Raw genomic sequence first — 18,684 nt, forward strand, 5'->3', positions numbered from 1 at the left:
TTATATTATAAATTATGTGTTTAGATTCTCTTGTATTTATAATTTAATTAAAAAACTTATGTTTTTTTTAAGAAAATTTATAAATTACTTATTTATTACAAATTAATTACATACTTTTAAGTTGACTTTTAAATCAATGATTTTATAATTATCAATCCTAACACTTGGTTGACAATATGAATATGAAAGAAAAATCCAAAGAAGAACAGTTAGATTATGCAAAAAATAGTGTATGTGAAAAAGAATTATGGGATTTACATAAATCTTCATATATGAATGTAAGACGTGCAGTAGCAAGAAATACTAATATTACACAAAGAATTGCAAATAATTTATCAGTTGATCCCGTATTAAATGTAAGTTATATGGCACTTAAAAATAGTAAGAGTACTATTTTAAGAGACTTTTCTCATCTAAGTTTATCTCCATGTATTCTTTGTGAAAAAGATGAAAGATACTTAGATTGTAATTCTTGTCCAGAAAAAAGAAAATTTAGGTAATTAATTCTTTTTTAGAAACTCTATAATTTTTTCAGTTTTATTTTGTGGATAATTGTTTAGTATTTCAATAGACTTATTTATATGTTCTTCTAGTGAAGAGTTATCTATTGAATCAATATGTAATATATCTTCAATACTATCAATTTCAAAAGAACACTTGTCAAAATATACAATCATGCTATCATCATTGAATTGTAAGTGATTAAATTTTATATTTGATGCAGCAAATTCACATGTTTTTGTCTTTATTCTAATTTTCATTGCAGATTTTAGTTCAAGCAGTTGAATAATAGTCAATAAAGAATAATGAGCATTTGATTCTACATTAAAAGAAATGAGAATTTTAGAAAGTGTAACTTTTATCTCTTCTTTATCAGGATGTGATAAAAATCCTGAGTTTACTAAGTCTACTGCTTCAATAACATCAGCATAATCATCTTTTACTTCATAGGTATCATTTATCATCTCTTTGCCTTCATGCATTAAGATGATTCTTTTTGAAAGCTCTTTAAATACTTTTGTATAATTTTCTGTATTAATTTTAATAGTTTCAGGAAGTTTGTATTTTTCAAAAAAAGTCATGTTATTACTTTCAAGTTGAAGCAATCCTCTTTTTAGTAAGTATTCGCATCCATCGGCAATTTTTTCATTTATATCATAGTTGTTAAACTCTTTTGTATAAACTACATTTTTAAAATCTTTTTGAGAAAAGCTATCTTGATTATTTTTGATTGCATAAGTTAATATATTTACTATTAATTCAAAAGTACAACTTTTCATTTTTTATCCTTAAACTTAAAATTATTAATTGATATTCTAATCAAAAATCACTTAATAACTTGTTACATATATAGAATGATTTTTTATCAACTTGAAATATATTTATAAAAAAACTTGTTTCAGTTTTGAACAAAATCTTAATTTTTTGTGTTATACTACAAAAAAATTAACAATTTTTCTAATTATGTAGTACAATCATTTTCAATAAACAGAAGAAAAAAATAAAAAATAGGGAAAAAAATGGAAACTAACTTGAAAAAGAGAGTTATAATCATTGGTGGGGGATATGCAGGAGTATCACTTTTACATAAATTAAAAAGTAAAAAAAATATAGAACTTATTTTAATTGATAAGTCACAATCTCACTTGTTACAGACACATATACATAAATATATCTCAGGATATTATTCTAAAGAAGATATTACTTTTAATCATGAAAAGTACTGTAAAGAAAACTCTATAGAGTTTATTTGTGAAGAAGTAAGTAATATAAATTATAAAGATAATTATGTGATTACAAGAGAGAATCTTTTATATCATTATGATTATTTAGTTATAGCTACAGGTTCTATATCTATATTTCCAAGTCAAATTCAAAATGTAATAGAATATACAAAAGATATAAAAAGAATAGACAATTTAGATTACTATAGAAATAAATTTAAAAAGCTTTTAGAATCAAGTCCCATGAATAGGTCAATAGCTGTAGTTGGTGGAGGAGTTTCTGGTCTTCAAATAGCTTGTGAAATGGCCTATACAATTAAGTCAAAAGGCTTAAATAAAGAGAATATACAAGTAACTTTAATAGAAGGTATGAATACGATATTACCAGGAATGGATCCTTTTTTAGTAGAAAAATCTATACAAAGATGTAAAGAATTAGATATCAAAGTTATCAATAATCTTTTTGCTTCGAAGATATTAGAAGATAGTATTATCTTATCAAATGACGATGAAATCTCTTATGATATTCTTATTTTTGTAATTGGAGCAATAGGAAATAATATATCAAATAGCGATAAAAATATAGAAGAAAACCCTAGAAATCAGCTGGTTGTAGATGATTATTATAAAGTTAAACCATATAAAAATGTATTTGCAATTGGAGATATAGTTCAAGCAATTGATAAAAATACAAATGATTTTCAAGCTCCGACTGCACAAGCTTCAAGAATGCAAGCAGAGCTTACAGGAAAGAATATAACAAAAGATATCAATGGTGATACACTTATTTCAAATAATATATCAAACAAGGGTATTCTTATTGATTTAGGAGGTCCAAACTGTGCTATTGGACGATTACTAAACGTCAATTTATCGGGGAAAATAGCACTTTGGATGAAAAAATTAATCTACTCTCTACATACTAAAAAATTCTCTTAATATAATCATTAATTGTAGTATCTAAAAAGCCCTATTTTTAGATGCTATTTTAATGCTATTCTTTGTATATTATATCTTTATATTACAACTTAATACAAAAATGACAAAAAAGTGACACAAATTTCAAACTTTCTATATTTTATACTACTATTTTATGTAAAATTTAAGTTTTCTTGTAATAGAATTTCTTATCTCAGGATAGATTAAGCTTTTGTCTTGAATATCAATCTTAGTATAAAGGATGTAAATATGAAAAAAATGATGCGAATAATTTTAGGACTATTTGTTCTAGGTTTCACATTAAGTGCAAGTGCTAAAGATAGTATCAAAATTGGTGCTTTAGTTGCAGCAACTGGTCCAGCTTCTTTCTTAGGTGACCCAGAGTTAAAAACTCTTGAGTTATATGTAGAGAAAATAAATGCTGCTGGTGGTGTGTTAGGAAAAAAATTAGAGCTTGTTGCATATGATACAGGTGCTAATCCTAAAAAAGCAACTACATTTGTTAAAAGACTTATCAATCAAGATGAAGTTGTAGCAATAATGGGTGGTTCTGCTTCAGGTGAAACAATGGCAATTTTACCATTTATTAAAAAAGCAAAGATTCCTCTAGTTTCTATGGCTGGATCAATTAAGATTGTTCAACCTGTTAAAAAGTATGTATTTAAAACACCTGCTACAGATAGAATGGCGTGTCAAAAAATATTTGCATATTTAAAAAGTAAAGGACAAACTAATATTGCCTTAATCTCTGGAAATGGTGGATTTGGTAAATCTATGAGAGGTCAATGTAAAGATGTTGCAGGAGATTATGGAATTAAAATTGTTGCAGATGAAACATATGGTCCAAAAGATACTGATATGACTTCTCAATTAACTAAGATTAAATCAATGTCAAATGTACAAGCTGTAGTTAACCCTGGTTTTGGTCAAGGTCCTGCAATTGTTACTAAAAACTTTAAACAATTAGGAATGACTCAAGCCTTAGTTCAATCTCATGGAGTTGCATCTAAAAAGTTTATTGAATTAACAGGTGCTGCTGGTGAAGGCGTTATTGTTGCTTCTCCTCCAGTTGTTGTTGCTTCACTTCTAGAAGATTCAAATCCTATTAAAAAGATTGCAATGGATTACATCAAAGAGTATGAAGGTAAATATAATGCTCCTGTATCTACATTTGGTGGATATGCATATGATGCATTAAATTTAATTGTTGATGCAATGAAAAAAGCAAATTCAGCTGAACCAAAAGCAATTAGAGATGCTATTGAATCTACAACTGGGTATGTTGGATTAAATGGTATGTTTAATATGAGTAAGAAAGATCACTTAGGATTAGATATTGATTCTGGTATTAAAATGCTTGAAATCAAAAATGGTGACTGGATATTAGCAAAGTAAGTTCATGGTTGAATTATTACAATACTCATTTGGGGGTTTAACAGTTGGATTCATCTACGCATTAGTAGGTCTTGGATTCACTGTTATTTATAACTCGAGTAAAATTATAAACTTCTCGCAAGGGGAGTTTGTAATGATAGGGGGAATGGCAGCTGTATTTTTATCATACGCTAAGTTTCCATTTGTTTTAGCCTTTCCTTTAGCGATTATTTTATCGGCTTTATTAGGATATATGCTTTTTAAGTTAGTTTCGATGTCAAGTAACTCATCAGTTACATCATTGATTATCTTAACACTAGGTTACTCTATTTTTGTAAGAGGCGCGTCGCAAGTAGGATTTGATAAACAAATGCATACATTGCCAGCATTTATAAGTGATACACCAATTTCTATATTTGGTGCAACTATAACACCTCAAGCAATTTTAGTAATTGTTGTTTCACTTTGTATTGTTACTGGATTGTATTACCTTTTTAACAAAACAAAAATTGGAAAAGCAATGCTAGCAACTGCTGATAATAAAGATGCAGCAAAACTAGTTGGTATTTCTGTTAAGAAAATTTTGATTATGAATTTTATGATTAGTGCAGGAATTGCTGCAATTGGTGGGATTGTTTTAACACCAATTACATCAACTAATTATGAGATTGGAATTATGTTAGGTCTAAAGGGATTTTGTGCGGCTATTATTGGTGGTATTGGTAATCCATTTGGTGCAGTATTTGGAGGAGTTGTTCTAGGTATTCTAGAGTCTTTCGTTGCTGGTTATTTAAGTAGTGAATATAAAGATGCTGTTGCATTTATTGTATTACTTTTAATTTTATTCTTTTTCCCAGGTGGTTTATTTGGGGCTAAGAAATCAACAAGAGTATAGGTTGCGTCATGGGAAATAAAGGTGTATTTTTAGATAGAGGTATTGTAACAACAATCGTAGTGTTATGTTTAATACCTTTTTTATTACAAAATAGTTTTCACTATGAAATTGCAATTATGTGTATGTTAAATGCAGTTATTTGTATTGGACTTAATATGTTAGTAGGATATACAGGACAAATTTCATTAGGTCATGGTGCCTTTGCTGGACTTGGTGCTTATGTTGCAGTAGTTTTATCTACAACATTTGAGTTTGATCCAGTACTTAGTATTATTGTTTCAGTTATAGTATTAGCTGCTTTAGCATTTTTTATCTCTAAACCAGTATTAAAACTAGAAGGTCATTATTTAGCAATGGCAACATTAGCAGTTGGTATTATCATCTCTATAGTTTTAACAAATGAAGATGAGTTAACTGGCGGACCAGATGGTATGGGTGTTAGTGAATTTCATATTTTAGGATATGTTTTTGAAAACGATATTCAATGGTATATTTTATCAGCTATATTTTTAGTATTTTCTATTTGGGCTTTACAAAATGTTGTAAATTCTCCATTTGGAAGAATCTTAAGATGTATTAGAGACTCTGAAACAGCAGCAAAAGCTATTGGTGCAGATGTTCCATATTATAAAACATATGTATTTGTAATTTCTGTTGTTATTGCAACAATTGCTGGAAGTCTTTATTCTTATTATACAGGATTTATCTCTCCTGAAGAATCAGGATTTATGAGAAGTATTGAACTTGTTGTAATGATTGTATTTGGAGGACTTGGAAGAATTTATGGTGCAGTTTTTGGTGCTATTATTATTACAGCCCTTCCTCAGTTTTTAACTTTCTTACATGATTATGAACACATGGTATTTGGAGCTATTATTATCTTTGTAATGATTTTCATGCCAAAAGGAATAGTTTCACTTTTTGATGTTTTAAAAGTAGAAAAGAAAGAGCCCAAAAAGGATAATACATGAGTCTATTAAAAATTGATGGAATCTCTAAAAGTTTTGGTGGGTTAAAAGCTGTTGATGATATCTCTTTTGAAGTACAAGAGGGAACAATTCATGCCTTAATTGGTCCAAATGGCGCAGGGAAAACAACTTTAGTAAATATGATTTCTGGTATCTATTCAGTAGATACAGGAGATATTTACTTTAATGATGAAAAGATTACAAATGTTCCTACTCATAAGTTAGTAAATAAACATATTATGAGAACTTTCCAAAATCTTGAGATTTGTGAAAGTATGACTGTTATGGAAAACGTTCTTTTAGGATTCAATATTAATATGAATAAAAACCTTCTAAAATGTTCATTTCAATTTGAGTCAATTATTGATGATGAAGAGAAATTTACTCATATTGCACTTTCACATTTAAAAAGAGTTGGTCTTGAAGGTGTTGCACATAAACTTTGTGGAGATTTATCTTATGGAGTTCTAAAAAAAGTTGAAATTGTAAGAGCCTTAGCAATTAATCCAAAACTTTTACTTTTAGATGAACCAGTTGCGGGACTAAATGGTACTGAAACTGCAGAAATTGCACAAATTATTAAAGAGATTGCAAAAGAGGGAGTAACTGTACTTTTAATTGAACATGATATGAAAATGATTATGGGTATCTCGGACAATATCACAGTTGTGAATTTTGGAGTTAAATTAGCAGAAGGAACACCAGAAGAAATTTCATCAAATCCTGAAGTTATTAAAGCTTATTTAGGTGAAGGGTCATTACATGCATAAGTCTGATTTATTATTAAATATAGAAAAGTTAGATTGTCATTATGGACATATCCATGTATTACAAGATATTAATCTTGAAGTACATAAAGGTGAAATTGTTGCATTGATTGGTGCAAATGGCGCAGGAAAAACAACTTTAATGAGGACAATCTCTGGACTTAAAGAGCAAAATAAAGGTGAAATTACTTTTAAAGATAATATCAATATTACAGATACTGCTCCTGAAAAAAGAGTAAAACTTGGAATTGCACAAGTTCCAGAAGGAAGAGAACTTTTTAAATCACTAACAGTAGAAGACAATCTTATGTTAGGTGCATTTACAAGAAATGATAAAGTTGAAATAAAAAAAGATTTAGAGTTTGTATATGAAAAGTTTCCTATTCTTTTAGAAAAAAAAGATTTAGTTGCAGGTAACCTCTCTGGTGGTCAACAACAAATGTTAGCTATTGGAAGAGCTTTAATGTCCAAGCCTGATTTATTATTAATGGATGAGCCTTCAATGGGACTTGCTCCTGTAATTGTAGAAGAAATATTTGCATTTATTGAAGAGCTTAAAAAAATCCATATGACTGTATTTTTAGTTGAACAAAACTCATACTTTGCACTAACTATTTCTGATCGTGCTTATGTTTTAGAAAATGGGGAAATTGTTTTAAGTGGTAACTCTAAAGATCTAGTAAAAGATCCAAGAGTTAAAGAAGCATACTTAGGAATGTAAAAAATGGATTATAAATATATAATAGTTGAAAAAAATGAAAATGGTGTAGGTCAAATTACATTAAATAGACCAGAAGCTTATAATGCATTATGTACTCCTTTATTAGATGAAGTATCAAATGCGATAAAAGATTTTGATTCTGATGATTCAATTGGAGCAGTTGTATTAACTGGTGGAAATAAAGTTTTTGCAGCAGGAGCTGATATAAAAGAACTTGCAACACTTGATTTTGCAGGAGCATATAATAATGAGTTTGTAAAAAAAGAGTGGATGACTTTAGAAAAACATACAAAGCCAATTATTGCAGCAGTAGCTGGATTTGCACTTGGTGGTGGTTGTGAAATGTCTTTATTATGTGATATTACTATTTGTGATACAAGTGCAAAATTTGGACAACCTGAAGTTAAGATTGGAACTATGCCAGGAGCTGGTGGTACACAAAGACTAACAAGAGCAGTTGGAAAAGCAAAATCGATGCAATTGTGTCTAACTGGTGATATGATTGGTGCTCAAGAAGCAAAAGAGTATGGTTTAGTTGCACAAGTAGTTGAAGAAGGAAAAGTAATTGAAGCTGCACAAGAGTTGGCTTCTAAAATTGCTTCAATGTCGCAACCTATTGTAAGGCTTATAAAAGAGTCTGTAAATAATGCTTATGAATCTACACTTCAAGCTGGACTTGAAAGTGAAAGAAAATCTTTTTATACTACTTTAGCTTTAGATGATAGAATAGAAGGAATGAATGCTTTTGTTGAAAAAAGAAAAGCAAATTTTACAAATAAATAAAACACCAATTGATATATTACAAAAAAAATAGTTATACAAATATTCTGTATAACTATTTTCACTTTTGAGAAATTTTTTTATCATAAATAAATATAAAACTACAATAAAATTAATTAAATCCCATAAAATAGAGCTTTTAAATGCAAATAAATATATTACACTTTATTCTAATTTTTTAATATTTTTGAAATATATGTATTTAAATTAAGTTAGGATTAAAATTTATGTGATACAATTATTTTGAATTAATTCGAAAAAGTGAAGTATATTTAAAATAGATATATTTCACTTCTATATAAATAAAATTAACTAAGGAGAGAGAATGGCATCTAAAGAAAAATTAGCTGGTACTATGGAATTTCCACCACCAACAGAACAGCCAAATGTTTATCCATTAAGTTGGGTTAATACTACAACTAAGTTACAAGAGGTTTGGGAAGCATCTCAAAGAGAATATTGGGATCCTGAAAAATTACCTTGGGATACATTTAATGTTGAAAAATTCACTTGGGAGCAAAGAGAATCAATGGCATACTGGTGGACACTTCTTTCAGTATTTGATGCTTCTGCACCACCAGTTTTTGCTTCTGCATTTATCAAAACTTATGAAATGCATGAAGAAGATGTTGTAAGAAGATGTTTCTTTTCTGTTACAAGAGATGAAGCAAATCATGAACAAATGTGTGGATTAGCAATTACAAAACTTTTAGAACATCCAGATCCATTAACATATGAACCAAAAACAGAAATTGGTAGAAAATTACAAAAAAATGCTAAATGGTTATACTTTAACGGTGGAAGATATTGGGATGGATTTAAATCAGCAGTTCCAAAATATTCACTTGGTGTTTTATTCTCTTCATTTTTAATGGGAGAAATGGCAGCAGCTACGATTTTCCATCAAATGGCAGCAGGCTGTAGCGAGTTAGTATTTAAAGAAGGTTTTGCAAAAATTGGTAAAGATGAAGGTAGACACATGGCTATCGTTCTTACTTTAATGGAAAGAGATTATCCAACACTTCCAGAAGAAGAAAAAGAGATAATTACAAAACAAATTAGAGCTGGATACTTATTCCTTTCAGCAGTATTATATGAGCCACCAGCAGACTTCTGGGATATTCCAGATGATTTCATTGAAAATCAAAGAGAAGGTGAAAGATATGCAAGAGAAGCAGGCTTTGCAATTCCTGAACTTGAAACTAAAAAAGAGAACTGGAAAAAAGCAATGCTTAATGTAAAAGCAGTACTTGATAAATATGATACAGAATTCCCAGCAATTCCAGAAGTTGGAATTACAGGAAAAGAGATTACAGACGTTGATTTAGACGATATTATTCCAGTATTCTAGAAAATACTAAAAATATAAATAAAAGACCAGGAATTAGATATGAAAAAAATTATTATGCAACCATCAGGAAAAGAGATAGATTGTCCATCAGGAGAAACTGTTTTATCTGTTCTTGAAAAACAAGGTTATGCTTTACCCAATAACTGTAGAGCTGGAGCTTGTGGTGAATGTAAAATAAAAGTTTTAAGTGGTGAATTTGACCAAGGTTTTATTATGGACATGGCCTTATCTCAAGAAGATAGAGAAAAAGGCTATGGACTTATGTGTATGGCTAAACCAACTTCTGATGTATTAGAAATAGAGTTTGGTACTGAAGATGCACAACCTAAACTATTCCCACCTGTTGAAAATTCTTGGCATATTGTAACAGACAAAATTCAACGTACTGATAAAATACTTGAGTTAAGACTATCTCCACTTGGACAGCCTATAAGATTTTGGCCAGGTCAATATGCAATGATAGGTGATGAGGGTTCTGGACATCCTCTAAGACCATATTCTATTGCAAATTCTCCAAGACCTAATGGTGAATTATCTTTTCTTATTACAAATGAGCCAGGAGGTAAAACTTCTCCTTGGATTCATGAAGAGGTAAATATTGGTGACAATATTAAGATAAATGCCCCATATGGAACTTTTTTAGGTGATCCAAGTGTTGATACTCCTATTTTATGTCTTGCATCAGGAAGTGGATTAGCACCTATTTTATCACTTTTAAATGCATACTTAAGTAGAGGCCATAGAAATCCAGTAACACTGTTATTCTCCGCAAAAACAAAAGCAGATTTACTTGATTTTGGTAAACTTAAATACTTAGAATCTAAATATGTAAACTTTAAATACAAATTTACTCTTACTCAAGAGAGTAATAATGTAGGTGGATTAGAAGGAAGAATCGATAAAGTTTTACCGCAGTTACTTTCAGATCTTTCAAATCACTCAGTTTATATTGCAGGTGGAGTATCATTTGTAGACTCTTGTAAAAAAATCGTTGATAAACTTGGTGCAAAAGAAGAACTTATCCATATGGAAGAGTACTTTGCACAACAAGTGCAGTAAAACCCTCCAAAACTATTCAATTAAACTTTACTAGTCGTAGGAATGTTTCCACCTACGATTAGTTTTTACTTTTAATTATATATCTATTCAAAAAGTTTGACTATATTATTATAATATGTTATATTTATCGATTGACTATATAGTCAAATTATAATCTATATATAGGAACTATTATGTCATTATTCTTTTTACTATTATTAAAAATATTTCCATTGTATATTAATATTATTTTAGGCTATTTTTCAACAAAACTTTTAGATGTAAAAAGAGAATCAATTGCAAATATTTTGATATATATTTTAGGTCCAATTGTAGTTTTTTCAGCAACACTAAGTGTTAAAATTGATTTATCAATTCTATTTTTACCTATATTTTTCTATGTATTTTGTTCTATAATTGCATTTCTTGCTCTATTTGTATTTAGAAACACATGGAATGACCCAACTAGTAATATCTTAGCTTTTAGTGCAGGAACAGGTAATACAGGATATTTTGGTATTCCTTTAGCAATTATTTTCTTCCCACCATATTTAGCAGATATTTATATTTTTACAGTTTTAGCTTCTTTGTTATATGAAAGTACTTCAGGTTTTTATGTAACTGCAAAAGGTAACTTTACAGTAAAAGAATCAATAAATAAAATGTTAAAACTACCAATTTTATATGCATTTATTTTAGGTATTATTTTAAATCTTTTAGGAATTAAGATTCCTGATGAAATTAGTGCTTATACTGGTCAGTTTAAAGGTGCCTATGGAATATTAGGTATGATGATGTTAGGAATGGGTCTTGTTGGACTTAAAAAAGGTACTGATTTAGATGCAAAATTTATATCTATTACATTTTTCTTAAAATTTATTTTTTGGCCACTGGCAATATTAGGGGTTATTTATATAGATAGAGAATTTTATATGTTTTTAAATGAAGACTTATATAAAGTAATGTTTCTATTTTCAATCGTTCCACTTGCTGGAAATACAGTGACTTTAGCAGTTCTACTAAATGCAAAACCAGAAAAAGCTAGTTTTACAGTATTGTTAAGCACAATAGTTTCTGTTATATATATACCAATTGTATTAGCTTTATATGGTGGGTTTTAATTTGATAGGGTTAAGATAATTTATCTTATCCCACCAAATCTATTAAAATAGAATTTATCAAGTTTTGGAGTATTTCCTCCAACTGTTAAAAGGTTTTCTCTCACATAGTTATTTGCTTGGTTATGAATTCCTCCATAAATTGATTCTACAAGTGATGAAGCAGCTTTCCCTAACCAATCTATAGATACTAAATCATTTCCAAGTTTTGGATCAAATAATAAAGCTCTTCTGTATTCATGAATAAGCATAATTCTTAACATAAAACATTGTTTATCAGTAAATTGATCAATAGGTGTTTTTAATGTAAAAATTCTTCTAAATTTAGTAATAAAATGTTGATATCTTTCTTCAACATCATGTAAATCCCAATAAGTATGAACCATCTCTTTTATCATCTCTTTGTTCATAGGCATATTTATAGGACCTTTGATTAAAAGTACATCATTTTGGAGTTCATTTTTTATCAAGATATCTTGCATATATTCCATTTTGTAGTGGGGATGAATATGAACATGTTTCGAGGGATTTGCAAATCCTTCTTTTTTTAATACTTTTGCAAGTTCCTGTTCTTTTGCTGGTTTAACACCATTTGTAAACAGAACTAACCAATCTCTATCTTTCTCTTGTTCATCATAAGCATAAACACTATAGTGAGCTTTAATAAATCTATCTATTGCTAAATCACTTAATGAGTAGTAACTTTCTCGTCCAAATTTCTTAGAGCTTAACCATCCTTCTTTTGTAAGTCTAAAGATAGATGTTCTTGTTAGTTTTTCACTAATATCAAACTCTTCCATGAACTTAACTAAAGAACCCAACCAAATAGTTCCTCCATATGGAAAAACAGTATCTCCAAAGAATGTGATAATCAAAGATTTTGCTTTTGGCGATATCTCTTCTAGTATCTCTTTTAAGTATTCATCAACTTCATTATATTCTAACTCACTCACGTTGTTCCTTGTGATTGTATTTTGTTAGATATTGTATCAAAAATAAAAAAAAAGCTTGTTAAAATATATATAGATATTTTATAACAAGCTTTATTAGGAGGTTTTAGAAAATATCAAATCTATTACAATTATTTGAATATATCTTAGATTTTAATTAATTACATCAAATTCTGTAATCTCTTCATCGTTAAGAAATTTTTTAATAATAATTCTTTGCATTCCTAATGGAGTTTTTTCCATATTCTGTTTATTTTTATTATAAAATTCTTTTGCTTTTAAACAAAGAGTTTCAATTTTTTCTTCACTTAATCCAGCTTCAACTTCAGTTTCATATCTTTCAATACCAAAACCTACAACAACAACGTACTCTTCTCCAATTGTGTCTAATACAATTTCATTTACGCCTTTTTCTCTCATGACTAATGCCTTTTCTAATTAAATTCTTTTGCTTTTTCTTTTGGAATATATGAGTGAATATCTTTTACAAACTCTTTTAGAATTTTATAACCCTCTTTTTTATCCCATACACAGCTTTGAGTTATAAATTCTGAACTAGGTTCATTGTAACGTTTGGTATAGTTAATGATATTAAGTAATGGTTCATTAATCGTATCAGATTTTGTTACTACATTTAAACCTTCAAAATGCAAAATATTATGATATTCCATACAGTAATCAAATGTATCTATCCCTTCATAAATTAAAGCTTTATCCCAAAAATATAAAGTATCATCGAAAATTTTTAACTCAATATATCCATGAGTTAGAATATGCTTATCTAATAAGTTCACTTTTTTAGCTAATATTTCAAGTTCATCTAAAGAAAACTCTTTCTTTAGTCCATATCCTTTTGTAGAAGGATTAAATTTAAAGCCAAGTTTTTGTAGCTCTTCATGGTTAAATGAATTTCTTTGTATTTTATAACCTAAGGTCTCTTGTGCTTTTATAACATTGGAAATAAAATTTGTAGTATCTACTTCTTCTTGCTCTTCTTCTTTAAATTTAACCTCTAAATAGTTCATAGTTCTACTTTACTTTAAAATTGCATCTTTATATTGTGGTGCCAATTCTTCAAGTTTCTCATCACTTAAATTTTGCATCGCTCTATATGTATAAAATGGCTCAACTACTCTCATACCACAAAATTTTGCAGTATAAATATATGGAGTCAAACACTCATCTACACTTTTATATTCACCATCATAAGCTGCTTCATGTCCACCCATAGAAACTGCGAGCATAAATTCTCTTCCATCTAGTTCTCTTCTTTGGTAACCATCTTTCGTAACATCAAAAGCAAAACCTAAAGAGTAGACTTTATCCATCCACTCTTTTAAAATTGAGGGTGCATTAAACCAGAACATTGGAAATTGAAATACTACTTTGTTAGCATTTCTAATAGCTTCTTGTTCAGCTTCTATATTGATTTTATAATCAGGATATAATGCTTTTAAATCTCTTATTTCAACATTTTCACAAGATTCTAATTCTTTTATGAAACGTTTGTTTACTCTTGATATTTTCATATCATCATGGGCTAAAATCACTAATATTTTTTTAGACATTACAACTCCTATAAGTTTCTTTTATCTACAACTCTTTGGGCTTTACCTTGACTTCTCGGTACTTCTCCATGGTTTTTTATGTTAACTTTTACAGAAACACCAATACCTGATTTAACTTTGTGAACTAAAGTTTTAATAGCTTCTTGAACTTCTTGTGTGGAAGCTGTAAGTTCAGGTTCAACATCAATAGCTAAATCATCCATGTTCCCTTCTCTTGAGATGATTAATTGATAATATGGAGAGAAAGCCTCAATTTTTAATAAAACTTCTTCAATTTGAGACGGGAATACATTTACTCCTCTAATAATCATCATATCATCAGTTCTAGCTTTAATTCTTTTCATTTTTCTCATATTTAGAAGGTCACCTTCATATAGAGTTGATAAATCTTTTGTTCTATATCTAATAATAGGTAGAGCTTCTTTAGTAAGAGTAGTTAAAACTAATTCACCCTCTTCTCCATCAGGGATTGGATCAAATGTATCTCTATCTACAATTTCAGGATAGAAATGATCTTCCCAAACGTATAAATCTCCCCTATCTTCAAGAACCTCACAAGCAACACCAGGTCCCATCATTTCAGAAAGTCCATAAATATCAAGAGCCGCAATTCCTACTTTTTCTTCGATATTTCTTTTCATCTCCATTGACCAAGGCTCTGCTCCAAAAATACCAACTTTAAGTGCAGTCTCTTTTGGGTCAATACCTCTATTCTCCATCTCTTCAATAATATTTAACATATATGAAGGGGTAACCATTATTACATTTGCTTTGAAGTCATTTATCAAGGTAACCTGTTTATCTGTAAATCCTCCAGAAGCAGGAACAACAGTACATCCAAGTTTTTCAGCTCCATAATGTGCACCTAAACCACCAGTAAATAATCCATATCCATAAGAAACATGAACAATATCACCTTTCCCTCCACCTGCAAGTCTAATAGACCTAGCAACTAAATCAGACCAAGTATCAATATCTTTCCTTGTATATCCTACAACTGTGGGTTTTCCAGTAGTCCCAGATGATGCATGTAGTCTTACTATATCACTCATAGGATTTGCAAACATTCCAAATGGATAGTTTAATCTTAAATCCTCTTTTGTAGTAAAAGGAAACTTTTTAATATCCTCTAAAAAAGTAAAATCATCAGGGTGAACACCGTGGTCATCCCATTTCTTTTTATAATATGGTACAAAAGAGTATGCTCTTAGAAGAGTATGTTTCATTCTTCTTGTTTGTAGTGCAGTTAATTCATCTTTTGAAACTAAAACTTTAGGGTAATAACTAACTGTTTTTCTATTTTTTGTATCTGCCATCTTACTTCCTTAGTCTTCTTGTAAATTTTCAATAATCATAGATATACCTTGTCCCACTCCAATACACATTGTACAAAGACCATATCTTCCATTTGTTTGCTCTAATTGATTTAGTGCTGTCATAACTAATCTTGCACCACTCATACCTAAAGGATGTCCAATAGATATAGCTCCTCCATTTGGATTTACTTTAGGCTCATCATCTGCTAGCCCTAGTCCTCTAAGAGTTGCAAGTCCTTGAGAGGCAAAAGCCTCATTTAGCTCAATTACATCCATATCTTCAGTTGTAAGACCAGTTTTTTCTAATATTTTTTTAGATGAATAAAGTGGTCCAATTCCCATGATTCTAGGAGGAACACCTGCAACTGTCATCATCACAATTTTAGCTTTTGGTTTTAAATTATATTTTTCTATAGCTTCTTTTGAAGCTATAATCATAGCTCCCGCACCATCATTTACTCCAGAAGCATTTCCAGCAGTTACTGTTCCACCCTCTTTTTTAAAAGGAGTTCTAAGAGTTGAAAGTTTTTCCAAAGTTGTATTTGGTTTTGGATGTTCGTCAGAATCAACTATTAAATCATCTTGTTTTCTTCTTTTAACAGTTACTGGTGTAATCTCTTTTTTAAAGAATCCAGCTTCTGTAGCAGCTTTACATTTTTGTTGAGAGTTAAAAGCAAACTTATCTTGATCTTCTCTACTTATTTGAAACTCTTCTGCAACATTTTCACCAGTTTCAGGCATAGAGTCTGTTCCAAACATCTCATGCATCTTTGGATTTGTAAAACGCCAGCCAATAGTTGTATCATATACATTGTTTGCTCTTGTAAAAGCAGTATCCGCTTTAGGCATAACAAAAGGAGCTCTTGACATAGATTCAACTCCACCTGCAATGATTAAGTCACATTCTCCAGCTTTGATACTTCTTGCTGCCATTCCAATAGCATCCATTCCTGAACCACAAAGTCTATTTATCGTAGTTCCTCCTGAATGATGAGGAAGTCCAGCTAAAAGTGCAGACATTTTTGCCACATTTCTATTATCTTCGCCAGCTTGATTTGCACAACCTAGAATAACATCATCTAGTTCTTCCCAGTTGATACTTGGATTATTTTCCATTAAGTATTTGATTGGAATTGCTCCCATGTCATCTGGTCTTATTGATGATAATGAACCACCATAAGCACCTACTGGTGTTCGAATATAATCTATAATATATGCTTCATTCATCATAACTCCTCATCTTCTAATACAGTTCCAGGAATAGCTCTTGATTTACCAGTAAAAAAGGCTACTGATTCAAATTTTTGATTTACAACTACTACATCGTAAATACCACTTTTCCCTTTTATATATTTTTCACTTGCAGTTGCAGTTAGTACGTCACCTAAAAATGCAGGTTTAACAAAAGATATATCACAAGCTTGAGCTACAGTTGCAACATTTCTTGAGTTACAAGCAAGTGCAAATGCTGCATCGGCAAAGGAAAATATTGCTCCACCTTGACAAGTTCCATGACCATTTTTCATCATGTCTGTTACTTCCATTCTAACTTTTGCAAAACCTTCATCAACATTTACTAACTCAACACCTAAGGCATTCTCAAAGTTAGCAGTTGCTAACATCTTTTTGGCAACTTTATATGATAGTTTTTCTTCACTCATAATATTTACCACCTATAATTGATTGCTCTACAATACTTCTATCTGCTCTATATCTAGTATCTTTATAAAATGATTCTAAATTATCTAAAGTTTCTAGGACAAATTCTGTACCTAACTTATCTGCCCATTTAAAAGGACCAATAGGATAGTTTACTCCATTTTCCATAGCAATATCTGCACTGCATTCGTCACAAACACCATTTGTAACCGTTGAGCTAGCTTCATTTATCAACATACAAATAGTTCTTGACATAATCATTGCCGGAGAATCTTTGATAGTCAAAGTCTCTTTTTCAATTTGTGAAAAAAGTGCTGCAATATTTGGAGCTACATGTTGTTGTGCTAAAAGTGAAGTTGCAATTGTTACAGAACTTGAAAGTTCATAGTCAATATTTATATCTAGTTGAGCGATGTTTTTTTCACTTAACTCTTTTGAAATTTCACTTGCCATTTTTCCATTTGCTACAAAAAGTTTTATTTCATTAAACTCAATATATCCATCACCTTCTACTTGAACTACTTTTATTCCAGCTTTTTTAAATAGTGGAATAAGCTCATCAGCAACGCCTAAAGAACCATAAACATAGATTTCAGAAATTTTATTATTTGAAGGTGCTACCTTTCTAATATCATTCCTACCTTGTTGTTTTCCGTCTTCATATTTATAAAATCCTGCACCAGATTTTCTACCAAGCAATCCAGCTTGTGAAAACTCTTGTTGTGTTAAAGATGGCTTAAATCTTGGATCTTGATAGTATGAATCAAAGGTTGATTGTGTAACTGAGTAATTTGTATCATTTCCAATTAAATCCATTAGTTCAAATGGCCCCATTCTAAATTTACCCCCACTTCTTATAACCTCATCAATTGTTGCAAAAGATGAAACACCTTCTTCATATACCCTAAGTGCTTCTGCATAAAAAGGCCTTGCTATTCTATTTACAATAAAACCTGGAGATGATTTTACATATACTGCTTTTTTACCCCATGAAGAGATTAAAGTATGTACATCTTCAATAATTTGCTGGTCACTAAGTAATCCAGATATAACTTCTACAAGTTTCATTATAGGAGCTGGATTAAAGAAATGAATTCCAATCATATTTTCAGGTTTTTTAAGACCATTTGCAAGTGCTGAAATAGAGATTGAAGAAGTGTTAGATGCAATAACTACGTCACCACAAATATCTTCAAGTTGTTTGAATATTTCTTGTTTTATTTCTTTATTTTCAATAATCGCTTCAATGATTAAATCACAAGGTGCTAAATCATTTATTTCCATAGTAGGATTCATCAATGAAATAGTAGTATCTTTTGCTTCTTGAGTTATTTTCCCTTTAGAAACTAGTTTTGAAAGTTCTTTTTCATTAATTTTCATTGCATTATCAACTGCACCATCCCAGTTATCATATAAGATTACTTTATGACCAGCACGTGCAGCTACTTGGGCAATTCCTCTACCCATAATTCCTGCACCAACAATTCCAATAATACTGTTATTATCTATTTTCATG

The 18,684-nt window shown here is 29.9% G+C and carries 20 protein-coding genes; 11 read left to right on the forward strand and 9 right to left on the reverse strand.

The window, feature by feature from the left end; all coding sequences use genetic code 11:
- Window positions 1-176: 176 nt before the first annotated feature.
- The gene (locus BT997_RS00230; RefSeq protein ID WP_072679378.1) at window positions 177-500 is read left to right on the forward strand and encodes a hypothetical protein; all 324 of its coding nucleotides are present in this window, start codon (window positions 177-179) and stop codon (window positions 498-500) included.
- Here the strand turns inward: BT997_RS00230 and BT997_RS00235 are convergent, their stop codons facing one another.
- Window positions 501-1,280, reverse strand: coding sequence for a hypothetical protein (locus BT997_RS00235; RefSeq protein WP_072679379.1), 780 nt, complete (start codon window positions 1,278-1,280; stop codon window positions 501-503). It abuts the gene before it with no gap.
- Window positions 1,281-1,520: 240 nt separating this feature from the next.
- Between BT997_RS00235 and BT997_RS00240 the strand changes: the two genes are divergently transcribed.
- The 10 genes from BT997_RS00240 (at window position 1,521) to BT997_RS00285 (ending at window position 11,678) form a co-directional block, all read left to right on the forward strand.
- Entirely contained in the window at window positions 1,521-2,663 is a 1,143-nt protein-coding gene (locus BT997_RS00240; RefSeq protein WP_072679380.1) for an NAD(P)/FAD-dependent oxidoreductase, read from the forward strand.
- A gap of 249 nt (window positions 2,664-2,912) precedes the next feature.
- A complete protein-coding gene (locus BT997_RS00245) occupies window positions 2,913-4,058 on the forward strand; it encodes an ABC transporter substrate-binding protein (RefSeq protein WP_072679381.1) in 1,146 nt (381 codons plus the stop codon).
- A gap of 4 nt (window positions 4,059-4,062) precedes the next feature.
- Complete coding sequence (locus BT997_RS00250) at window positions 4,063-4,932, forward strand: branched-chain amino acid ABC transporter permease (protein ID WP_072679382.1); 870 nt, start codon at window positions 4,063-4,065, stop codon at window positions 4,930-4,932.
- An 8-nt stretch (window positions 4,933-4,940) separates the two neighbouring features.
- A complete protein-coding gene (locus BT997_RS00255) occupies window positions 4,941-5,903 on the forward strand; it encodes a branched-chain amino acid ABC transporter permease (protein ID WP_072679383.1) in 963 nt (320 codons plus the stop codon).
- Window positions 5,900-6,670 carry an ABC transporter ATP-binding protein gene (locus tag BT997_RS00260; RefSeq protein WP_072679384.1) on the forward strand — a complete coding sequence of 257 codons (771 nt, stop codon included), beginning with the start codon at window positions 5,900-5,902 and terminating at the stop codon, window positions 6,668-6,670. The genes BT997_RS00255 and BT997_RS00260 overlap by 4 nt, the downstream gene beginning before the upstream one ends.
- Window positions 6,663-7,388 (forward strand): ABC transporter ATP-binding protein, encoded by a 726-nt coding sequence (locus BT997_RS00265; protein WP_072679385.1) that lies wholly within the window; start codon window positions 6,663-6,665, stop codon window positions 7,386-7,388. The genes BT997_RS00260 and BT997_RS00265 overlap by 8 nt, the downstream gene beginning before the upstream one ends.
- A gap of 3 nt (window positions 7,389-7,391) precedes the next feature.
- Complete coding sequence (locus tag BT997_RS00270; RefSeq protein ID WP_072679386.1) at window positions 7,392-8,171, forward strand: enoyl-CoA hydratase-related protein; 780 nt, start codon at window positions 7,392-7,394, stop codon at window positions 8,169-8,171.
- Window positions 8,172-8,493: 322 nt separating this feature from the next.
- Window positions 8,494-9,519 (forward strand): hypothetical protein, encoded by a 1,026-nt coding sequence (locus BT997_RS00275; protein ID WP_072679387.1) that lies wholly within the window; start codon window positions 8,494-8,496, stop codon window positions 9,517-9,519.
- A 39-nt stretch (window positions 9,520-9,558) separates the two neighbouring features.
- Window positions 9,559-10,578, forward strand: coding sequence for a 2Fe-2S iron-sulfur cluster-binding protein (locus BT997_RS00280; protein ID WP_072679388.1), 1,020 nt, complete (start codon window positions 9,559-9,561; stop codon window positions 10,576-10,578).
- Between the two features lie 173 nt (window positions 10,579-10,751).
- Complete coding sequence (locus BT997_RS00285; protein WP_072679389.1) at window positions 10,752-11,678, forward strand: AEC family transporter; 927 nt, start codon at window positions 10,752-10,754, stop codon at window positions 11,676-11,678.
- 20 nt (window positions 11,679-11,698) lie between these two features.
- Here the strand turns inward: BT997_RS00285 and BT997_RS00290 are convergent, their stop codons facing one another.
- The 8 genes from BT997_RS00290 to BT997_RS00325 all read right to left on the reverse strand — a co-directional run bounded on the left by BT997_RS00290 (window position 11,699) and on the right by BT997_RS00325 (window position 18,683).
- A complete protein-coding gene (locus tag BT997_RS00290; RefSeq protein WP_072679390.1) occupies window positions 11,699-12,628 on the reverse strand; it encodes a PaaX family transcriptional regulator C-terminal domain-containing protein in 930 nt (309 codons plus the stop codon).
- 150 nt (window positions 12,629-12,778) lie between these two features.
- The gene (locus tag BT997_RS00295; RefSeq protein WP_072679391.1) at window positions 12,779-13,045 is read right to left on the reverse strand and encodes a hypothetical protein; all 267 of its coding nucleotides are present in this window, start codon (window positions 13,043-13,045) and stop codon (window positions 12,779-12,781) included.
- A gap of 14 nt (window positions 13,046-13,059) precedes the next feature.
- Complete coding sequence (locus BT997_RS00300; RefSeq protein WP_072679392.1) at window positions 13,060-13,650, reverse strand: hypothetical protein; 591 nt, start codon at window positions 13,648-13,650, stop codon at window positions 13,060-13,062.
- Between the two features lie 9 nt (window positions 13,651-13,659).
- Window positions 13,660-14,193 carry an NAD(P)H-dependent oxidoreductase gene (locus BT997_RS00305; RefSeq protein WP_072679393.1) on the reverse strand — a complete coding sequence of 178 codons (534 nt, stop codon included), beginning with the start codon at window positions 14,191-14,193 and terminating at the stop codon, window positions 13,660-13,662.
- 8 nt (window positions 14,194-14,201) lie between these two features.
- A complete protein-coding gene (locus tag BT997_RS00310; RefSeq protein ID WP_072679394.1) occupies window positions 14,202-15,509 on the reverse strand; it encodes an AMP-binding protein in 1,308 nt (435 codons plus the stop codon).
- A 9-nt stretch (window positions 15,510-15,518) separates the two neighbouring features.
- Window positions 15,519-16,736: a 3-oxoadipyl-CoA thiolase gene (gene pcaF, locus BT997_RS00315; protein ID WP_072679395.1), complete on the reverse strand. Its 1,218-nt coding sequence runs from the start codon at window positions 16,734-16,736 to the stop codon at window positions 15,519-15,521.
- On the reverse strand, window positions 16,736-17,170 hold the full coding sequence (gene paaI / locus BT997_RS00320) for a hydroxyphenylacetyl-CoA thioesterase PaaI (RefSeq protein ID WP_072679396.1): 435 nt from the start codon (window positions 17,168-17,170) through the stop codon (window positions 16,736-16,738). Before paaI ends, pcaF begins: the two co-directional genes overlap by 1 nt.
- Window positions 17,163-18,683, reverse strand: coding sequence for a 3-hydroxyacyl-CoA dehydrogenase (locus tag BT997_RS00325; protein WP_072679397.1), 1,521 nt, complete (start codon window positions 18,681-18,683; stop codon window positions 17,163-17,165). The genes paaI and BT997_RS00325 overlap by 8 nt, the downstream gene beginning before the upstream one ends.
- Window position 18,684: the final 1 nt, after the last annotated feature.

The sequence above is a fragment of the Arcobacter sp. LA11 genome, from assembly GCF_001895145.1.
GTDB lineage: Bacteria > Campylobacterota > Campylobacteria > Campylobacterales > Arcobacteraceae > Halarcobacter.

Coding starts and splice junctions, on each gene's coding strand:
- BT997_RS00230 (WP_072679378.1), top strand. CDS start 177: ATGAATATGAAAGAAAAATCCAAAGAAGAACAGTTAGATTATGCAAAA.
- BT997_RS00235 (WP_072679379.1), bottom strand. CDS start 1,280: ATGAAAAGTTGTACTTTTGAATTAATAGTAAATATATTAACTTATGCA.
- BT997_RS00240 (WP_072679380.1), top strand. CDS start 1,521: ATGGAAACTAACTTGAAAAAGAGAGTTATAATCATTGGTGGGGGATAT.
- BT997_RS00245 (WP_072679381.1), top strand. CDS start 2,913: ATGAAAAAAATGATGCGAATAATTTTAGGACTATTTGTTCTAGGTTTC.
- BT997_RS00250 (WP_072679382.1), top strand. CDS start 4,063: ATGGTTGAATTATTACAATACTCATTTGGGGGTTTAACAGTTGGATTC.
- BT997_RS00255 (WP_072679383.1), top strand. CDS start 4,941: ATGGGAAATAAAGGTGTATTTTTAGATAGAGGTATTGTAACAACAATC.
- BT997_RS00260 (WP_072679384.1), top strand. CDS start 5,900: ATGAGTCTATTAAAAATTGATGGAATCTCTAAAAGTTTTGGTGGGTTA.
- BT997_RS00265 (WP_072679385.1), top strand. CDS start 6,663: ATGCATAAGTCTGATTTATTATTAAATATAGAAAAGTTAGATTGTCAT.
- BT997_RS00270 (WP_072679386.1), top strand. CDS start 7,392: ATGGATTATAAATATATAATAGTTGAAAAAAATGAAAATGGTGTAGGT.
- BT997_RS00275 (WP_072679387.1), top strand. CDS start 8,494: ATGGCATCTAAAGAAAAATTAGCTGGTACTATGGAATTTCCACCACCA.
- BT997_RS00280 (WP_072679388.1), top strand. CDS start 9,559: ATGAAAAAAATTATTATGCAACCATCAGGAAAAGAGATAGATTGTCCA.
- BT997_RS00285 (WP_072679389.1), top strand. CDS start 10,752: ATGTCATTATTCTTTTTACTATTATTAAAAATATTTCCATTGTATATT.
- BT997_RS00295 (WP_072679391.1), bottom strand. CDS start 13,045: ATGAGAGAAAAAGGCGTAAATGAAATTGTATTAGACACAATTGGAGAA.
- BT997_RS00300 (WP_072679392.1), bottom strand. CDS start 13,650: ATGAACTATTTAGAGGTTAAATTTAAAGAAGAAGAGCAAGAAGAAGTA.
- BT997_RS00305 (WP_072679393.1), bottom strand. CDS start 14,193: ATGTCTAAAAAAATATTAGTGATTTTAGCCCATGATGATATGAAAATA.
- BT997_RS00310 (WP_072679394.1), bottom strand. CDS start 15,509: ATGGCAGATACAAAAAATAGAAAAACAGTTAGTTATTACCCTAAAGTT.
- pcaF (WP_072679395.1), bottom strand. CDS start 16,736: ATGAATGAAGCATATATTATAGATTATATTCGAACACCAGTAGGTGCT.
- paaI (WP_072679396.1), bottom strand. CDS start 17,170: ATGAGTGAAGAAAAACTATCATATAAAGTTGCCAAAAAGATGTTAGCA.
- BT997_RS00325 (WP_072679397.1), bottom strand. CDS start 18,683: ATGAAAATAGATAATAACAGTATTATTGGAATTGTTGGTGCAGGAATT.